Annotated in this window: 15 protein-coding genes; 11 read left to right on the top strand and 4 right to left on the bottom strand. The window is 72.7% G+C overall.

Translation table 11 applies throughout. From position 1 onward, the window contains the following. The first annotated feature begins 186 nt into the window (after positions 1-186). Positions 187-2415 (top strand): M9 family metallopeptidase, encoded by a 2229-nt coding sequence (locus A6F73_RS06860; RefSeq protein WP_063346957.1) that lies wholly within the window; start codon positions 187-189, stop codon positions 2413-2415. Positions 2416-2508: 93 nt separating this feature from the next. Here A6F73_RS06860 and A6F73_RS06855 read toward each other — a convergent pair whose 3' ends face one another. Beyond that, entirely contained in the window at positions 2509-3270 is a 762-nt protein-coding gene (locus tag A6F73_RS06855) for a protein phosphatase 2C domain-containing protein (protein WP_063346956.1), read from the bottom strand. 158 nt (positions 3271-3428) lie between these two features. On the opposite strand from A6F73_RS06855, the gene A6F73_RS06850 reads away from it, so the two are divergent. The 6 genes from A6F73_RS06850 (at position 3429) to A6F73_RS06825 (ending at position 9381) form a co-directional block, all read left to right on the top strand. Continuing rightward, a complete protein-coding gene (locus A6F73_RS06850) occupies positions 3429-4541 on the top strand; it encodes an LLM class flavin-dependent oxidoreductase (RefSeq protein WP_063346955.1) in 1113 nt (370 codons plus the stop codon). Beyond that, a complete protein-coding gene (locus A6F73_RS06845) occupies positions 4538-5161 on the top strand; it encodes an FMN reductase (RefSeq protein ID WP_063346954.1) in 624 nt (207 codons plus the stop codon). Before A6F73_RS06850 ends, A6F73_RS06845 begins: the two co-directional genes overlap by 4 nt. 309 nt (positions 5162-5470) lie before the next feature. After that, a complete protein-coding gene (locus tag A6F73_RS06840; RefSeq protein ID WP_063346953.1) occupies positions 5471-6505 on the top strand; it encodes a Dyp-type peroxidase in 1035 nt (344 codons plus the stop codon). 28 nt (positions 6506-6533) lie between these two features. Beyond that, a complete protein-coding gene (locus A6F73_RS06835) occupies positions 6534-7331 on the top strand; it encodes a family 1 encapsulin nanocompartment shell protein (RefSeq protein WP_063346952.1) in 798 nt (265 codons plus the stop codon). A gap of 244 nt (positions 7332-7575) precedes the next feature. Further along, a complete protein-coding gene (locus A6F73_RS06830) occupies positions 7576-8361 on the top strand; it encodes an electron transfer flavoprotein subunit beta/FixA family protein (protein WP_079135488.1) in 786 nt (261 codons plus the stop codon). 57 nt (positions 8362-8418) lie between these two features. Further along, positions 8419-9381: an electron transfer flavoprotein subunit alpha/FixB family protein gene (locus A6F73_RS06825; RefSeq protein WP_063346950.1), complete on the top strand. Its 963-nt coding sequence runs from the start codon at positions 8419-8421 to the stop codon at positions 9379-9381. A gap of 93 nt (positions 9382-9474) precedes the next feature. Here the strand turns inward: A6F73_RS06825 and A6F73_RS06820 are convergent, their stop codons facing one another. After that, positions 9475-9909 (bottom strand): hypothetical protein, encoded by a 435-nt coding sequence (locus tag A6F73_RS06820; protein ID WP_063346949.1) that lies wholly within the window; start codon positions 9907-9909, stop codon positions 9475-9477. 162 nt (positions 9910-10071) lie between these two features. Here A6F73_RS06820 and A6F73_RS06815 point away from each other — a divergent pair, with 162 nt between their 5' ends. From A6F73_RS06815 to A6F73_RS06800, 4 genes are all read left to right on the top strand, one after another. Continuing rightward, positions 10072-11223, top strand: a complete 1152-nt coding sequence (locus tag A6F73_RS06815) for an acyl-CoA dehydrogenase family protein (RefSeq protein ID WP_063346948.1) — start codon at positions 10072-10074, stop codon at positions 11221-11223. Positions 11224-11299: 76 nt separating this feature from the next. Next, on the top strand, positions 11300-12055 hold the full coding sequence (locus A6F73_RS06810; protein WP_244293315.1) for a TetR family transcriptional regulator: 756 nt from the start codon (positions 11300-11302) through the stop codon (positions 12053-12055). A 203-nt stretch (positions 12056-12258) separates the two neighbouring features. Next, entirely contained in the window at positions 12259-13644 is a 1386-nt protein-coding gene (locus A6F73_RS06805) for a chloride channel protein (RefSeq protein WP_063346946.1), read from the top strand. Between the two features lie 258 nt (positions 13645-13902). Further along, positions 13903-14625, top strand: coding sequence for a YukJ family protein (locus tag A6F73_RS06800; protein WP_063346945.1), 723 nt, complete (start codon positions 13903-13905; stop codon positions 14623-14625). 24 nt (positions 14626-14649) lie between these two features. On the opposite strand, the gene A6F73_RS06795 is transcribed toward A6F73_RS06800, so the two are convergent. After that, complete coding sequence (locus A6F73_RS06795) at positions 14650-15321, bottom strand: PHB depolymerase family esterase (protein ID WP_063346944.1); 672 nt, start codon at positions 15319-15321, stop codon at positions 14650-14652. 90 nt (positions 15322-15411) lie between these two features. Beyond that, complete coding sequence (locus A6F73_RS06790) at positions 15412-16893, bottom strand: NAD(P)/FAD-dependent oxidoreductase (protein ID WP_063346943.1); 1482 nt, start codon at positions 16891-16893, stop codon at positions 15412-15414. Between the last annotated feature and the right edge of the window lie 33 nt (positions 16894-16926).

Raw genomic sequence — 16926 nt, 5'->3', positions numbered from 1 at the left:
GGTACATGTCACACTCCCCACCGTGTGTACGACGGAACCGCCCACGAGGCGCCGTCGCCAACGGTCCTCACCCCCCACCGGCCGCACCCCCAATGCGACCGACGACGGCCCGGAGGCCCCCACGTGAGTTCCGCGCGTCTGCTGCGACTCCCGCAGCTGGCAAGGCTGTTAGTACTCGCCCTGACCATGTTCCTGACGATCGGCCTGTTCGCCCCACAGAGCAAGGCCGCCCCTGCCGCCGCCCCCGGCGGCGCGTCCGCCCCCACCACCCCCGCCGGACCGGCGCCGCAGCCCGCCGTCGGCGCCCCCGAACGCGGCCACACCGACCGGCAGTTCGCCTCTGCCGACCAGCGGGCCCCGCTCCCGCTCGACACCCGGCCGGCCGAGGCCCGGCCGACCGCCAAGGCCTTCTCCCTCGGCGCGGCGGCCGCCCAGCCCTGCAACGTCGGCGACTTCACCGGCCGGACGGGCGGCGACCTGGTCCAGCACATCAAGGCCGCCGACATCCAGTGCATCAACGGGCTCTTCCAGCTCACCGGCGCGGACGCGAGGGGCGCGTTCCGTGAGGAGCAGATGACCACCGTGGCGTACGCGCTGCGCGACGCGTCCGGCAGCTACCCGGGCGACAACTCGACCTCCGTCGAGCAACTGGTGCTGTACCTGCGCGCCGGGTACTTCGCGCAGTGGTACCACAAGGACGACGTCGGCACCTACGGCACCGCCCTCCAGACGGCGATCCGTTCCGGGCTGGACGCCTTCTTCGGCGGCGCGCACGTGCGGGACGTCGCCGCGGGCAACGCGCCCATCCTGGGCGAGGCCGTCACCCTGATCGACAGCGCGCAGGAGAACATCCGCTACCTCCCGGTGGTCAAGCAGCTGCTGAACGACTACAGCAGCGCCACCTGGAACCCGGCCGGCATGGCCTGGGCGGTGAACCCGGTCTTCACGGTGCTGTTCCGCGGCCACCAGGTGACCGGCTTCGACGCGGCGGTCGAGGCCGACCCGAGCGTGCTGGACGCGCTGTCCGGCTTCGCGACCCGCAACAACGACCAGCTCGGTGGCGACTTCGGCGTGCTGGTCTACAACGCGGCCAAGGAGCTGACCCGCTTCCTGAAGGACACGGCGCTCCAGCCCAAGGTCCGTCCGCTCGCCAAGTCGCTGGTCGCGCAGTCCGCGCCGAACGGTCGCACCGTCTACCAGTGGGCCGCGGTCGCGGACGGGGTCGGCTACTACGACGCCGCCAACTGCGCCTACTACGGCACCTGCAACGCCTCCGACCAGCTCAAGGCGGGCGTGCTGACGGTCAACTACACCTGCAGCCCGAGCATCAAGCTGATCGCCCAGGCGCTGGACAACACCCAGCTGGGCACCGCCTGCACCAGCCTCACCGGCCAGGACGCGTACTTCCACTCGGTGGTGCGCGACAACGGCCCGGTCAAGGACGACAGCAACACCACGATCGAGGTGGTGGTCTTCCACTCCTCCCTGGACTACCAGGTGCTGGCCGCGGCCATCTACGGCATCGACACCAACAACGGCGGCATGTACCTGGAGGGCGACCCGGCCAAGGTCGGCAACCAGCCGCGCTTCCTCTGCTACGAGGCCGAGTGGGCCCGCCCGTCGTTCGAGATCTGGAACCTCAACCACGAGTACACCCACTACCTCGACGGCCGGTTCGACATGTACGGCGACTTCAACGCCGGCATGACCACCCCGACCGTCTGGTGGGTCGAGGGCTTCGCCGAGTACATCTCGTACTCGTACCGCAAGGTGACCAACGACGCCGCCATCGCGGCGGCCGCCCGGCACACCTACAAGCTGAGCGACCTCTTCGACACCGCCTACGGTGACCAGGACCGGGTCTACCGCTGGGGCTACCTCGCCGTCCGCTACATGCTGGAGCAGCACCGCGGCGACCTGGACTCCGTCCTCGCCAAGTACCGGGCGGGCGACTGGGCCGGCGCCCGCACCCTGCTCAAGACCACCATCGGCACCCGCTACGACGCCGGCTTCGACAGCTGGCTGACGGCGTGCGCCAACGGCGCCTGCGCCACCGGGGGCGGCACGCCCACCCAGCCGCAGCTGCCGGAGTGCGCCGGCACCGACATCCGCAAGCTGGACGCCAACTGCGCCCGCAGCAACATCGCGGCGACCACCGGCAACTACGCGCACTTCTACCTCCTGGTGCCGGCCGGCACCAAGCAGGTGAAGGTCACCACGAGCGGCGGCACCGGCAACGGCGACCTCTACTACAACCCGGCCTCCTGGGCGTACACCGACGCCAGCACGGCGCACTCGTCGGGTCCGGACAACTCCGAGACCCTGACGATCACCAACCCGCCGGCCGGCTACGTCTACTTCAGCCTCTACGCCCAGCAGGGCTTCAGCGGGGTGAGCGTCACGAGCGAACTCTGACCGGACGCTCGTCGAGCGACCGAAAACGGACAGGTGACCGCCCCGGCGGAGCGCTTCGGCGCCCCGCCGGGGCGGGTCCGTGCCCGCTGGCGGCTACTCGCCGATCCGGACCAGCGCCAGGGTGATGTTGTCCGGCCCGCCGGCCGCGATCGCCGCCTTCCAGAGCTCGAACGCGGCCCTCCCGTCGGCGCGGTCGGAGCCGTCGTGCGGCCGGGCGAGCAATTCGGCCAGCTCCTCCTCCGGCACCGGGTCGGTCAGGCCGTCGCTGCACACCAGGTAGCGGTCGCCGGCGGCCAGCGGTGCGGCGCGCACGTGCGGCTCGACGAAGGTCAGTCCGAGCGAGCCGCCCAGGGTCTGGGTGACCACCGAGGTGGTGCGCCGGCCGGGCGGCAGTGGCGGGCTGTCGTCCACGCTCACCCGGTGCAGCCCGTCCGGGGTGACCTGGTAGACCCGGCTGTCGCCCACGTTGAAGGCCACCGCCCGGCCGGGCAGCAGCACCAGGCCGGCCACCGTGGTGCCCATCGCGGCCAGCTCGGGTTCGCCGGCGGCGGCCGCGTACACCGCCCGGTTGCAGTCCTGGAGTTCCTCCCGGAGGGCCTCCTCGCCGTCCAGTCCGGCGCCGTCGGCGGCCAGTCGGCGGGCCACCAGGGCGCTGGCGACCTCGCCGCCGGGGTGGCCGCCCAGGCCGTCCGCCACGGCGACCACGCAGGGCGGGCCGAGCGGGAACAGCAGGGTCTGCGGGTTGCCGGTCACGGTGGCGCAGAGTGTCCACGGCCCGACCGTGAGGCTGTCCTCGTTGTGCTGCCGCACCAGGCCCTCGTGGCTCAGCGCGCTCACCGCGATGTACGTCGCCATCGGTTCGCCGCCCTTCCGGAGCTCCTCCCTCAAGTGTGGGCGGGAATAACGATCCGCACCCGGGTGCTAAGGTGGTTGAAAGTTTAACGATCCGCCCCGAGAACCCCGTGCGCCCCGAGCGCCCGGGCGAGGGGCCGACCTGGAGTGTGGTGAGCAGCATGCAGTTCGGAATCTTCACCGTCGGCGACGTCACCCCCGACCCGACCACCGGCCGCACCCCGAGCGAGCACGAGCGGATCAAGGCCATGGTGGCCATCGCGCGCAAGGCCGAGGAGGTCGGCCTCGACGTCTTCGCGACCGGCGAGCACCACAACCCGCCGTTCGTCCCGTCCTCGCCGACGACCATGCTCGGCTACATCGCCGCGCAGACCGACCGCATCATCCTCTCCACCTCGACCACGCTGATCACCACCAACGACCCGGTGAAGATCGCCGAGGACTTCGCGATGCTCCAGCACCTCGCCGACGGCCGGGTGGACCTCATGATGGGTCGCGGCAACACCGGCCCGGTCTACCCGTGGTTCGGCAAGGACATCCGCCAGGGCATCCCGCTCGCGATCGAGAACTACGCGCTGCTGCACCAGCTCTGGCGCGAGGAGGTGGTGGACTGGCAGGGCCGCTTCCGCACCCCGCTGCAGTCCTTCACCTCCACCCCGCGCCCGCTGGACGGCGTCGCGCCGTTCGTCTGGCACGGCTCGATCCGCAGCCCGGAGATCGCCGAACAGGCCGCCTACTACGGGGACGGCTTCTTCGCGAACAACATCTTCTGGCCCAAGGAGCACTTCCAGAAGCTGATCGAGCTCTACCGCGAGCGCTACGCCCACTACGGCCACGGCACGCCCGAGCAGGCGTACGTCGGCCTCGGCGGGCAGGTGTTCATGCGGCGCAACTCGCAGGACGCGGTGCGGGAGTTCCGCCCGTACTTCGACAACGCGCCGGTGTACGGGCACGGGCCCTCGCTGGAGGAGTTCACCGAGCAGACCCCGCTGACCGTGGGCAGCCCGCAGGAGGTCATCGAGAAGACGCTGGCCTTCCGCGAGTCCTTCGGCGACTACCAGCGCCAGCTGTTCCTGATGGACCACGCCGGCCTGCCGCTGAAGACCGTGCTGGAGCAGCTGGACCTGCTCGGCGAGGAGGTCGTGCCGGTGCTGCGCGAGGAGTTCGCCAGGAACCGCCCGGCCGCGGTGCCGGACGGGCCGACGCACGCCGCGCGGGTCGCGGCCCGCAACGAGGAGTCCGTCGACGGGGAGACCATGGAGGTGGCCAAGTGACCGCGTACCGGCTGGTGGTGGTGAGCGCCGGGCTGAGCAAGCCGTCCTCGACCCGGCTGCTGGCCGACCGTCTCTCCGATTCGACGGTCCGTCAACTGTCCGGTGGTGGGCGGCAGGTGGACGTCACGGTGGTCGAACTGCGTGACCTGGCCACGGAGATCGCCCACCACTTCGTCACCGGCTTCCCCGGCGCGGCGCTGCGCGGGGCGATCGACGCGGTGACCGGGGCGGACGCGGTGATCGCGGTGACGCCGATCTTCACCGCCTCCTACAGCGGCCTGTTCAAGTCGTTCTTCGACCTGGTCGACCACGACGCGCTCACCGGCAAGCCGGTGCTGATCGCCGCTACCGGCGGCACGCCCCGGCACTCGCTCGCCCTGGAGCACGCCGTCCGGCCACTGTTCAGCTACCTGCGTGCGGTGGTGGTGCCGACCGCCGTCTACGCGGCCACCGACGACTGGGGCGCGGCGGGGGACGGGCTCACCGACGGCCTCCCGGGCCGGATCGACCGCGCGGCGGGCGAACTGGCGGCCCTGCTGGCCGGCCGCGGCCCGGCGGCGCCGGCGCTGCCCGAACAGGTGGTGCCGTTCGCCGAGCAGCTGGCGGCCCTGCGTGGTTGACAGTCGGGGTGGAAGGGGCGGGCGCGTGACGGCGCGTCCGCCCCTTCCGCGTGCCCACCGGCCGATGGCGCCCCCGAACGGCCTCGGCGGACGGCGCGTCCGGGAGGGCCGTTCGGGGGAGTGCCGCCCGCGCCGAATGGTCCGCTATGGGGTGTAATCGTACGCATGATCAGATGTCCGCTGGTCCGTCACGCCGCTGGTCCGTCACGCCGTCGGCCCGCCCGGTCGGCGGCAGCCGTGGCACGCTGACCACCGGCCATGAGCGGGACGCCGCCCGGCCTCCCGCGCCACCGTGGAGGAACCCTCGCCATGCAGGCCGAACCGCAAGCCGTGCTCTCCCCGCTGACCAGCGCGGCGGTCTTCCTGGTCCTCACCGTCGAGCCCGGCGGCGAGGACGCCGTCCGCGACCTGCTGCCCGACCTCGCCGGGCTGCGCCGCGCGGTCGGCTTCCGGGCCCCCGAGGGCGGCCTCACCTGCGTCACCGGCATCGGCTCGGACGCCTGGGACCGCCTCTTCGACGGCCCCAGGCCGGCCGGCCTGCACCCCTTCCGGGAGGTGGCCGGCACCCGCCACCGGGCCCCGGCCACCCCCGGCGACCTGCTGCTGCACCTGCGGGCCGCCCGGATGGACCTCTGCTTCGAGCTGGCCGGCCAGCTCACCGGCCGGCTGGCCGGGGCGGCCACCGTGGTGGACTCCGTCCAGGGCTTCAAGTACTTCGACGACCGGGACCTGCTCGGCTTCGTCGACGGCACCGAGAACCCCGAGGGCCGGGCCGCCGAGACCGCCGCCGTGGTCGGCGCCGAGGACCAGGCCTTCACCGGCGGCAGCTACGTCATCGTCCAGAAGTACCTGCACGACCTGGACGCGTGGAACGCGCTGAGCGTCGAGGACCAGGAACGGGCGGTCGGCCGCACCAAGCTCACCGACATCGAGTTCGACGACGACGCCAAACCGGCCGACTCGCACGTCGCGCTCAGCACCGTGACCGGGCCTGGCGGCGAGCAGCGGCAGATCGTCCGCTACAACATGGCCTTCGGCTCGTTCGACCGCGGCGGCGAGTTCGGCACCTACTTCATCGGCTACGCGCGCGATCCCGAGGTGACCGAGGAGATGCTGCGCAACATGTTCGTGGGCCGCCCGCCCGGCACCACCGACCGGCTGCTCGACTTCTCCACCGCCGTCACCGGCTCGCTGTTCTTCGTCCCGACCGCCGACTTCCTCGACGCTCCGCCGCCCGCGCCGTCGGCGCCCCCGGTGCGGTCGGCGCCGCCCGCTCCGCCCGCGCCGAGTGCTCCCCCCGCGACCGGCTCGCTCGGCATCGGCAGCCTGCGCGGCACGCCCTGAACCGGACCTCCCGACAAGGACCCGCACCATGAACAACCTGCACCGCGACCTCGCCCCCGTCTCCGCCGCAGCCTGGGCGGAGATCGAGGAGGAGGCCCGCCAGACCTTCAAGCTCCACATCGCCGGCCGCCGTGTGGTCGACCTGAACGGCCCCGACGGCTCCACCCTCGCCGCCGTCGGCACCGGCCACCTGACCGGCATCGAACCGCCCGCCGACGGCGTCCAGGCCCACGCCCGCGCCGCCCAGCCGGTGGTCGAGCTGCGCGTCCCCTTCACCGTCCGCCGCGAGGCCGTCGACGACGTCGAGCGCGGCTCCCGCGACTCCGACTGGCAGCCGGTGAAGGACGCCGCCCGCACCATCGCCCTCGCCGAGGACCGCGCCGTCTTCGAGGGCTACCGCGCCGCCGCCATCGAGGGCATCCGGGCCGGCTCCACCAACCCGCTGGTCCGGCTCCCCGAGGACGTCCGCGAGTACCCCGAGGCCGTCAGCCGCGCCCTCACCGCGCTGCGCCTGGCCGGCGTCGGCGGCCCCTACTCGCTCCTGCTCGGCGCGGACACCTTCACCGCCGTCAACGAGACCAGCGACCACGGCTACCCCGTCCACAACCACCTCGCCCGCCTCCTCGACGGGGACATCATCTGGGCCCCCGCCATCGAGGGCGCCCTCCTCCTCTCCACCCGGGGCGGCGACTTCGAACTCTTCCTCGGCCAGGACGTCTCCGTCGGCTACCTCTCCCACGACGCCGACACCGTGCGGCTCTACCTCCAGGAGTCCCTCACCTTCCGCGTCTACACGGGGGAGGCCGCCGTGGTGCTGGCCGCCTGAGGGCGCTGAGGGCGGCCTGAGGCCCAGCGCACACCGGGAAGGGTACTGAGTTCCTTTACCAGGGGTACTGAGTGCCGTATCCTCTTCGTGGAGCCTCCGACACCAGTCGAAGAGCGCCGACACGGTATGCCGGTCCAGGTGGCGCTCACGGCGCGCAGGGCGCGGCCGGGCCGGGATTGGCACTCAGTACCCTCGGCATGACGTGAGGCCATCGACCAGTGCGACCGTGACAGGAGAACCACTCATGAGCTTGAGGATCGTCGTCTGTGTGAAGTACGTGCCGGACGCGACGGGTGACCGTCGGTTCGCGGACGACCACACCACCGACCGGGAGGGTGTGGACGGCCTTCTGTCGGAGCTCGACGAGTACGGCGTGGAGCAGGCGCTGCGGATCGCGGCGGCGAACGAGGGCGCCGAGGTGACGGTGCTGACGGTCGGGCCGGACGATGCGAAGGACGCGCTGCGCAAGGCGCTGTCGATGGGTGCGGACAAGGCCGTGCACGTGAACGACGAGGACATCCACGGGTCGGATGTGATCGGGACGTCGGCGGTGCTGGCGAAGGCGCTGGAGAAGACCGGGTTCGACCTGGTGATCGGTGGGATGGCGTCGACGGACGGTTCGATGGGTGTGCTGCCGGCGCTGCTGGCGGAGCGGCTGGGCGTGGCGCAGGTGACGCTGCTGTCCGAGGTGTCGGTCGAGGGCGGTGTGGTGCGGGGCCGTCGTGACGGTGACGCGGCGACCGAGCTGGTGGAGGCGGCGCTGCCGGCGGTGGTGTCGGTGACGGACCAGTCGGGTGAGGCCCGGTACCCGTCGTTCAAGGGGATCATGGCGGCGAAGAAGAAGCCGGTCCAGTCGCTGGACCTGGACGATCTGGGCATCGAGGCCGACGAGGTCGGTCTGGCGGGTGCGTGGACGGCGGTGGAGTCGGTGGCGGCGCGTCCGGCGCGGACCGCGGGCACGGTCGTCAAGGACGAGGGCGAGGGCGGCAAGCAGCTCGCCGGCTTCCTCGCCGACCAGAAGTTCATCTGAGCCGGCCCGGCCGAGCCACCCACCCCCTGCCACAGCGAAACACGGAGACATTGAGCAATGGCTGAGATTCTCGTCCTGGTGGACCACGCCGACGGTGCGGTCCGCAAGCCGGCCCTCGAACTGCTGACCCTGGCCCGCCGGATCGGCGAGCCGTCCGCGGTCGTGCTGGGCGCCGGCGCCGCCGCCGCCGACATCGCGGCCAAGGCCGCCGAGTACGGCGCGGCCAAGGTGTACGTCGCCGAGGGCGCCGAGTTCACCGACCAGCTGGTCGTCCCGAAGGTGGACGCCCTCACCCAGATCGCCAAGGCCGGCGACGCCGCCGCCGTCCTGGTCACCTCCTCCGGCGAGGGCAAGGAGATCGCCGCCCGCGTCGCACTGCGCCTGGGCTCCGGCATCATCACCGACGCCATCGACCTGCGTGCGGGCGACGGTGGTCCGGTCGCCACCCAGTCGGTGTTCGCCGCCTCGTACACCGTCGACTCGCGCGTCAGCAACGGCGTGCCGGTCATCACGGTCAAGCCGAACGCGGTGGCCCCCGAGGCCGTTGCGGGCGCGGGTGCGGTGGAGAACGTGGCGGTGGAGTTCACCGGCAACGCGGCCAAGGTCACCTCGCGCACCCCGCGGGTCTCGACCGGCCGTCCGGAGCTGACCGAGGCCGCGATCGTGGTCTCGGGCGGCCGCGGCGTCGGCGAGGCGGCCGGCTTCGGCGTCGTCGAGGAGCTCGCGGACGCGCTGGGCGCGGCCGTCGGTGCCTCGCGTGCCGCCGTCGACGCGGGCTGGTACCCGCACAGCAACCAGGTCGGCCAGACCGGCAAGCAGGTCTCGCCGCAGCTGTACGTGGCGAACGGCATCTCCGGCGCCATCCAGCACCGGGCGGGCATGCAGACCTCGAAGACCATCGTCGCGGTCAACAAGGACCCGGAGGCCCCGATCTTCGAGCTGGCGGACTACGGCGTGGTCGGCGACCTGTTCGCCGTGCTGCCGCAGCTGACCGCCGAGGTGAAGTCCCGCAAGGGCTGATCCCCGCACACCACATGGCGGAGGGCGTGGCACCGAGTACCCGGTGCCACGCCCTCCGGCGTGTGGCGGACGCTATCCGCCGTGTGGTGGACGCTATTCGGCGAAGGCCGCGAGGTGCTGGGTGAACCCGCCCTGGACGGGCGGCAGCGGTCGCGGCTCGACGTCCACCGGCGGCTGCGGCCCCTCCATCGGCAGCAGCCGCAGCTCGGGCTGCTCGGAGCCGGGGGCGGACAGCAGCCGCACCCGCGTCCCGACCGGGACGGTGCTGCGCAGCCCGTCGACGATGCACCAGACGTCGAAGCCCTCGGCCATCCGGATCAGGGACTTCTGGCGGACCAGCGGCGTCCGGGCCTGCTCGACCTCGCAGCGTCGGACGACGCCGGTGCCCTCGCTGGGCTCCAGCCGCAGCTCGGTGGAGCCGCAGGTGGGGCAGAGCAGCCGCTGGAAGGTCGGGTTGCAGCACCACGAGCAGCGCTGGAAGTACAGCGTGGTGCTCCGGGTGTCGGCATCGATGGCTGAGTGGACCACGCTGTCATCTCCCTGCGCTCGGACCGGCTTGTTCGGCAGAAGTTCGGCAGAAAAAAGGATAGGGAACTCAGTGCCGCCATGTGAAGGCACTGAGTTCCCTTTTTGCCGCGTGGGTGCATAATGAAGGGTACTGAGTACCGTCGTGAAACAGGAGTGGCGATCATGAGCCAGGAGTTCGATCTCTTCCGTATCTCCGAGGAGCACGAGATGCTCCGTGAGGCGGTGCGTTCGCTGGCCGAGGCGAAGATCGCTCCGTTCGCGGCGGAGGTGGATGAGCTGGGGCGGTTCCCGCAGGAGGCGTTGGACGCGTTGCGGGGCAGTGATCTGCATGCGGTGCACGTGCCGGAGGAGTTCGGTGGTGCGGGGGCGGATGCGCTGGCGACGGTGATCGTGATCGAGGAGGTGGCGCGGGTGTGTGCGTCGTCCTCGTTGATTCCGGCGGTGAACAAGCTGGGGTCGTTGCCGGTGCAGTTGTCGGGTTCGCCGGAGTTGAAGGCGAAGTACCTGGGGGCGTTGGCGCGGGGTGAGGGGATGTTCTCGTACTGCCTGTCGGAGCCGGAGGCGGGTTCGGACGCGGCGGGGATGCGGACCCGGGCGGTGCGGGACGGGGACTTCTGGGTGCTGAACGGGGTGAAGCGCTGGATCACGAACGCGGGTGTCTCGGAGTTCTACACGGTGATGGCGGTGACGGATCCGGAGCTGCGGTCGAAGGGGATCTCGGCGTTCGTGGTGGAGAAGGGCGACGAGGGGGTGTCGTTCGGTGCGCCGGAGAGGAAGTTGGGGATCAAGGGTTCGCCGACGCGTGAGGTGTACTTCGACAATGTGCGGATTCCTGCGGACCGGATGATCGGTGCGGAGGGGACGGGGTTCGCGACGGCGATGCGGACGTTGGACCACACGCGGGTGACGATCGCGGCGCAGGCGGTGGGGATCGCGCAGGGGGCGTTGGACTACGCGAAGGGGTATGTGAAGGAGCGGCGGCAGTTCGGGAAGGCGATCGCGGAGTTCCAGGGTGTGCAGTTCATGCTGGCGGACATGGCGATGAAGCTGGAGGCGGCGCGGCAGTTGACGTATGTGGCGGCGGCGAAGTCGCAGCGTGGGGACGGGGATCTGACGTTCTTCGGGGCGGCGGCGAAGTGCTACGCGTCGGATGCGGCGATGGAGATCACGACGGACGCGGTGCAGTTGCTGGGCGGGTACGGGTACACGCGGGACTACCCGGTGGAGCGGATGATGCGGGACGCGAAGATCACCCAGATCTACGAGGGGACCAACCAGGTCCAGCGCATCGTCATGGCCCGCAACCTGCCGTAACAGCCTCTCCGAGGTGCACCGACGGCCGGGCCGAGCACCCGGTCCGGCCGTTCGGGGCCGATGCTATGTTCCGGGAATGAGCGAGAAGGAAGAGCAGGACCTGCCCATGAACGACGGGCCCGCCAAGCCGGCGATGCGCGAGGCGCTCGTCGCCGCGGCCTTCGAGCTCTTCCTGGAACGCGGCTTCGAGCAGACCACCATCGACGACATCGTCTCGCTCGCCGGGGTCGGCCGGCGCTCCTTCTTCCGCTACTTCCCGGCCAAGGAGGACGTGGTCTTCCCGGACCACGAGCGCAGCCTCGCCGAGATGACGGAGTTCCTGGAGTCCGGCACCGGCGAGGAGGACCCGGTCAAGCACGCCTGCGACGCGGCCCGGCTCGTCCTGCGGATGTACGCCGAACAGCCCTCCTTCTCCGTCCAGCGCTACCGCCTCACCCGCAAGGTCCCCGGCCTGCGGGCGTACGAGCTCTCCGTGGTCTGGCGCTACGAGCACACGCTCGCGGCCTACCTGCGCGGCCGGTTCGCCGACCGCCCGGACGGCCCGCTGCGCGCCGACGTGACCGCCGCCGCCGTTGTCGCCGCGCACAACCACGCCCTGCGCACCTGGCTGCGCTCGGGCGGCGAGAGCGACTGGGTGGTCGAGGTCGACGCGGCGATGGCCTTCGTCACCGGCACCTGGAACGACCGCCCGGGCGGGGAGTCCGGGGGGTCCGGGGAGCCCGCGGAGTCCGGGGCGGACGATGTGGTGGTGCTGGTCGCCAGCCGCCGGGCGCCGCTGTGGCGGATGGTCCAGGGCATCGAGAGCGCGCTCGGCGACGCCCGCCGGCTCTGACCGCCCGCTGTTGGCCCCGGCCGCCGTCGACGCCCACCCGCTCCGGTCGCCAGCCGCCCCGGAGAGCGCTCTCACCTGAACGGCGCAACTCCGCTCGTCCGGCGCCCGGCTGACGGGCCGCACGCCGTGCGGGCCGCCCGGCCCCGGGCGAGACTCGGTCGCAGGACGGGGGCCGCGCGCCCCGGGAGCGCGAAGGAGCGGCGATGCCGGGGACGCCCCAGCAGCAGAACGGTGGCCCCACCCTGCGCCAGGTGCTGCTCGGCAAGGGCTACCTCGGCCTGCTGCTGGTCGCCACCCTGATCGGCGTCCCGGTCTCGCTGGTCGCCTTCGGCTTCGTCGGCCTGGAGCACCAACTCCAGCACTGGGTCTGGGAGAGCCTGCCGGTCGCCGCCGGCTTCGACCGCGCCCCCTGGTGGTGGCCGCTGCCCGCGCTGCTGCTGGCCGGCCTGCTGCTCGCCCCCGTGGTCACCCGGCTGCCCGGGCGCGGCGGCCACGTCCCGGTGGACGGGTTGGGCGGCCCGCCCACCCCGCCGGGCGCCGTCCCCGGCGTGGTGCTGGCCGCGCTCGCCTGCCTGCCGCTCGGCGCGGTGCTCGGCCCGGAGGCGCCGCTGATGGCGATCGGCGGCGGCCTCGCGCTGCTCGCCGTCCGGTCCGCCAGGCGGGCCCAACGCCCGGAACTGGTACCGGTGTTGGGAACAGCCGGGGCGGCGGCGGCGATCTCCACCATCTTCGGCAGCCCGCTGGTGGCGGGCGTGATGATGATCGAGGCGGCCGGGCTGGGCGGCCCGCGGCTGATCGCTCTGATCCTGCCCTGCCTGCTGGCCAGCGGGGTCGGTGCGCTGGTCTTCACCGGCTTCGGCCACTGGACCGGGCTGTCGATCGGCGCGCTCTCGCTGCCGCGGGTGCCCGAGAGCGGCGTCCCGGACTTGGGCGACTTCCTCTGGGGCGTCCCGCTGGCGGTGGTGATCGCCGTGGTCTGCGTGGCCGGGCAGGCCCTCGGCCGGCGGGTCAAGGCCTTCACCACGGGCGATCCGGCGGGCCCCCGGCCGGTGCCGACCGCTCGTCGGACCGCCGTCCGGACGGTGCTGTGCGCGATCGCCGTCGGGGCCTGCCTCGCGGCGTACCCGCTGCTCACCGGTCGCTCACCGGAGGAGGCCGCGCTCTCCGGGCAGGTCACCCTGGGCGCGCTGGCGGCCGACCCGGCGGCCTGGTCGATCGGCGCGCTGCTCGCCCTGGTGCTGTGCAAGACGGTCGGCTGGGGGATCGCCCTGGGCAGCCTGCGCGGCGGCCCGATCTTCCCGGCGATCCTGATCGGTGCCGCGCTCGGGGCGGCCTGCGCGCCGCTGCCCGGCTTCGGCACCGCGCCCGCGCTGGCCGTCGGACTGGCCGCCTCCGGCGCGGCCGTCACCCGGCTTCCGGTCACCAGCACGGTGCTGGCGACGGCGCTGCTGGGCGGCCAGGCCGCCGATGCGATGCCGCTGCTGATCGTCGCCGCGGTGACGGCCTTCGTCACCGGCGAGCTGCTCCGGGGGCGGTCGAGACGCGTCCACGTCCTGCCCGGCCGGGGCAGGCCGGCACCGGCCGACTGACCGGCCCGCCCTCGTCCGGCCCTCGCCCCGCCCTCGTCCAGTCCTCGTCCGGTCCTCATCCAGCCCTCGTCCAGTCCCCGGACGACGGCGCCCCGACGTCAACGTTCTGCGGCGCGAAAGCCCGTTCGGGGGACGGCAGATGAACAACTGCGGATTCCACAGCCCCCGGTCGGCGGTGTGCGCGATAACGGAGGAACCCCGGCCGACCGGCCGGCGAGGCACCAGGACCAGCAGCCAGGGAACCGAGGAACCACACCCATGCCGATCAGCGACTACGGCGTGCTCGCCGCCACCGCCGTCGACCGGCGCCGCGAGGGCGCCACCGACACCCCGCACTACCAGATCCACCTGCGCGACGCCGGGGGCACCGACTACCGCGCGGCGGTCAACGTCCTCTCCCAGCAGGCCCCCGCGGACCTGCGCTACCTCGCGGTCGAGGACTTCCGGCACCCCGTCACCGGTCTCCTCCCGCCGGCCGGCAGCGGCTGGAACCCGCTGCCGTCCCGGCCGGGCACGGCGAGCCTGGACTTCGTCCGCGGGCACCTGTTCGACCCCGCGGCGATGCGCGTCCTGCCGCCCGACCTCCCGGGCCCGGACAACGACCTCGCCGACATGCTCGACCAGCACGTCCAGGGGGCGATCGCCGACCCGGCGGCCGCGGTGTACGTCTTCGGGCAGCGCTTCGGGCCCGAACCCGGCGTCCCGGACAAGGTGTTCGGCTTCCTGCCCGGCAACGGCGTGCACGACGTGCACATGAACCAGGGCAACAGCGGGCGGTTCCGGACGGACGACGGCGTCTACCAGGACGGCGCGCTGCTCATCCACCTGCCGGCGGAGAGCCGGTGGGCGGCGGTGTTCCTGGCCTTCCAGTCGCAGTCCTGGCACACCGACGACCGCACCGGGCACGCCCTGCCCGCGTCCGTCCCGCACCCCACGCGCCCCCGGACCGGCTCCCGCCAGGCGACCGGCCCCCAGCAGTAGCGTCCGCCGGGCCCGTCGGCGTTCTCAGCCCGCGCTGCGGGACCGGCGGGACTGGGCGAGCAGCCAGGCGTAGACCTCGGGGTCGTCGTACGTCCGCGTCCAGGAGTCGTGGCCGACCCCCGGGTAGCGGGTGAACCGCACCGGACCGCCCGCCTCCCGCAGCGCCTCGACCACCCGCTCGGTGTGGGCGACCGGGACGACGTCGTCCTCCCCGCCGTGGAAGGCCCACACCGGGAGGGCGGCGAGGCGCGGCGCCGCCTCCCTCAGCCCGGACCCGCAGATCGGCACGGCGGCGGCGAACCGGCGCGGGTACCGGGCGGCGAGCGCCCACGTGCCGGTGCCGCCCATGCTCAGCCCGGTCACGTACCGCCGGTCCGGGTCGATCCGGTACGTCCGCGCCACGTCCTCGACCAGGGCCGCCAGCGCGCTCACCTCCGCGACCCACGAGCTGTGCGCCGGGCACTGCGGGGCCACCACCACGAACGGCAGCTTCGCCCCGGCGGCGATCTGCCGCACCGGCCCGTGCACGGCGAGCGCCGCCAGATCCTCGCCGCGCTCCATGGCGCCGTGCAGGAACAGCAGCAGCGGCCACGGCCCGGGGCCCTCGTCGTACCCGTCCGGCAGCGACAGGGCGTACCCCAGGTCGTTGCCGTCCTCGTCGACGGCGAACCGGTGGTGCTGAACAGGTGCGGACATCGGTCTCCTCCAAAGGCGCCAGGGGTTCCACGGGGCGGACCCGCCGCCACCACCCTTACCGAGCAGCCTCTCCGATCGATGACGCCGCCGTCACGGTTCACGTCGCAAAGACGCCGGACGGGGCCCGAGCGAGGGCGGCGCGGCGATGCCGAACTCCCGGCGGAGCGCGGAGACGGCGGCGAGGTAGCCGCTCATGCCGTGGACGCCCGGACCGGGTGGGGTGGAGGCGGAGCACAGGTAGACGCCGGGCAGCGGGGTCGCGTACGGGTTCCACCGGAGGGTCGGGCGCATGAGCAGCTGGCCGAGGGTCAGGGCCCCGGCGCCGATGTCCCCGCCGACGTAGTTGGGGTTGTACGCCTCGTACTGGACGCCGTTGGTGCTCCTGGCGGCGAGGACCGTCTCGCTGAACCCGGGCGCGTACTTCTCGATCTGTGCCGTGACGGAGCCGGTGGGGTCCGCCGCGTACCCGTTGGGCACGTGCGCGTAGGCCCAGACGGGCCTCTTCCCGGCGTGGACCCGGTCGGGATCGGCGACGCCGGGATCCACCAGCAGCACGAAGGGGTCGCCCGCGTCGACACCGCGGGCGACCCCGGACTCCCGGCGGTAGATCTGTGCCTGCGACCCTCCGAGGTGCACGGTGGCGGCCCTGGCCACGTCGGTGTTGCGCCACGGGATCGCCTCGGACACCAGGAAATCGACCTTGGCCGCCGCGGGCCCGTACCGGAACCTGCCGAGTCGTCGCCGGTAGGCGGCGGGCAGTCGGTCGCCCGCCACGGCCGAGAACTCCTTCGGCCCGGTGTCGAACATGACGACGCGCGAACCGCGCACCTGCGCCAGCTCGGTGATGCGCGCACCGGTGTGGATCAGCCCGCCGTGGCGCCGGATGTCCTCGGCCAGGCCGGCCGCGATCTCCGAGCTCCCGCCGCGCGGCACCGGCCACCCCGAACTGTGCGCCAGGTGGCCGAGGAAGACCGACACGGCCCCGCCGACGATGCTGGGGAGCCTGCCGACGGCGTGCGCGGCCACCCCGGCGAGGAGGGCGGCCGCCTCGTCGGTCGCGAACCGGCGCGTGGCGAGCGCCGTCCCGTGGACCAGGGACCGCCACGCGAGCATCGCCGGAGTCCGCAGGGACGCGGGGACGGAGCGGAAGTCGGAGAGGAAGAGCTCCCCGATCTCGGTGCTGCGGCCGATGAGCGGTGCCATCAGCCGCCGCCAGCCGGCGCCGTCACGGCCCAGTGCGTCGCAGGTCCGGTCGAGGTCGTGGTACGCCACGGCGGCTCGCCCGTCAGCCAGCGGATGGGCGTAGGACGCTTCCGCCTGGAGCAGGTCGATGCCGCGGGCCGACAGGTCGAACCGGCGGAAGAACGGCGAGACGGCGGCCATCGGATGGACGGCGGAGCAGATGTCGTGCCGTACGTCGCTGTCGAACAGCGCGTGCGTGCGCAGGCCGCCGCCGATCTCGTCCTGGCTCTCGTAGACGTCCACGTGCAGCCCGGCGCGGGCGAAGGTGACGGCCGCTGCCAGGCCGTTCGGCCCGCTGCCCACGACCGCGACGTCGCTGTTCCATTTCATGCTCGGCCCGCCTCGTTCGTGGTCGGTCCGCCG

The organism is Streptomyces sp. MJM8645, assembly GCF_001625365.1.
Taxonomy (GTDB): Bacteria; Actinomycetota; Actinomycetes; order Streptomycetales; family Streptomycetaceae; genus Kitasatospora.
The sequence above is the reverse complement of the archived record's forward strand: the minus strand, read 5'-3'. Positions and strand labels throughout refer to the sequence as shown.

What these genes read in the sequence shown, in the direction of transcription:
- A6F73_RS06805 (WP_063346946.1), top strand. Translation starts at nt 12,259, where the DNA reads ATGCCGGGGACGCCCCAGCAGCAGAACGGTGGCCCCACCCTGCGCCAG.
- A6F73_RS06840 (WP_063346953.1), top strand. Translation starts at nt 5,471, where the DNA reads ATGCAGGCCGAACCGCAAGCCGTGCTCTCCCCGCTGACCAGCGCGGCG.
- A6F73_RS06860 (WP_063346957.1), top strand. Translation starts at nt 187, where the DNA reads ATGTTCCTGACGATCGGCCTGTTCGCCCCACAGAGCAAGGCCGCCCCT.
- A6F73_RS06850 (WP_063346955.1), top strand. Translation starts at nt 3,429, where the DNA reads ATGCAGTTCGGAATCTTCACCGTCGGCGACGTCACCCCCGACCCGACC.
- A6F73_RS06830 (WP_079135488.1), top strand. Translation starts at nt 7,576, where the DNA reads ATGAGCTTGAGGATCGTCGTCTGTGTGAAGTACGTGCCGGACGCGACG.
- A6F73_RS06835 (WP_063346952.1), top strand. Translation starts at nt 6,534, where the DNA reads ATGAACAACCTGCACCGCGACCTCGCCCCCGTCTCCGCCGCAGCCTGG.
- A6F73_RS06795 (WP_063346944.1), bottom strand. Translation starts at nt 15,321, where the DNA reads ATGTCCGCACCTGTTCAGCACCACCGGTTCGCCGTCGACGAGGACGGC.
- A6F73_RS06855 (WP_063346956.1), bottom strand. Translation starts at nt 3,270, where the DNA reads ATGGCGACGTACATCGCGGTGAGCGCGCTGAGCCACGAGGGCCTGGTG.
- A6F73_RS06800 (WP_063346945.1), top strand. Translation starts at nt 13,903, where the DNA reads ATGCCGATCAGCGACTACGGCGTGCTCGCCGCCACCGCCGTCGACCGG.
- A6F73_RS06815 (WP_063346948.1), top strand. Translation starts at nt 10,072, where the DNA reads ATGAGCCAGGAGTTCGATCTCTTCCGTATCTCCGAGGAGCACGAGATG.
- A6F73_RS06810 (WP_244293315.1), top strand. Translation starts at nt 11,300, where the DNA reads ATGAGCGAGAAGGAAGAGCAGGACCTGCCCATGAACGACGGGCCCGCC.
- A6F73_RS06825 (WP_063346950.1), top strand. Translation starts at nt 8,419, where the DNA reads ATGGCTGAGATTCTCGTCCTGGTGGACCACGCCGACGGTGCGGTCCGC.
- A6F73_RS06790 (WP_063346943.1), bottom strand. Translation starts at nt 16,893, where the DNA reads ATGAAATGGAACAGCGACGTCGCGGTCGTGGGCAGCGGGCCGAACGGC.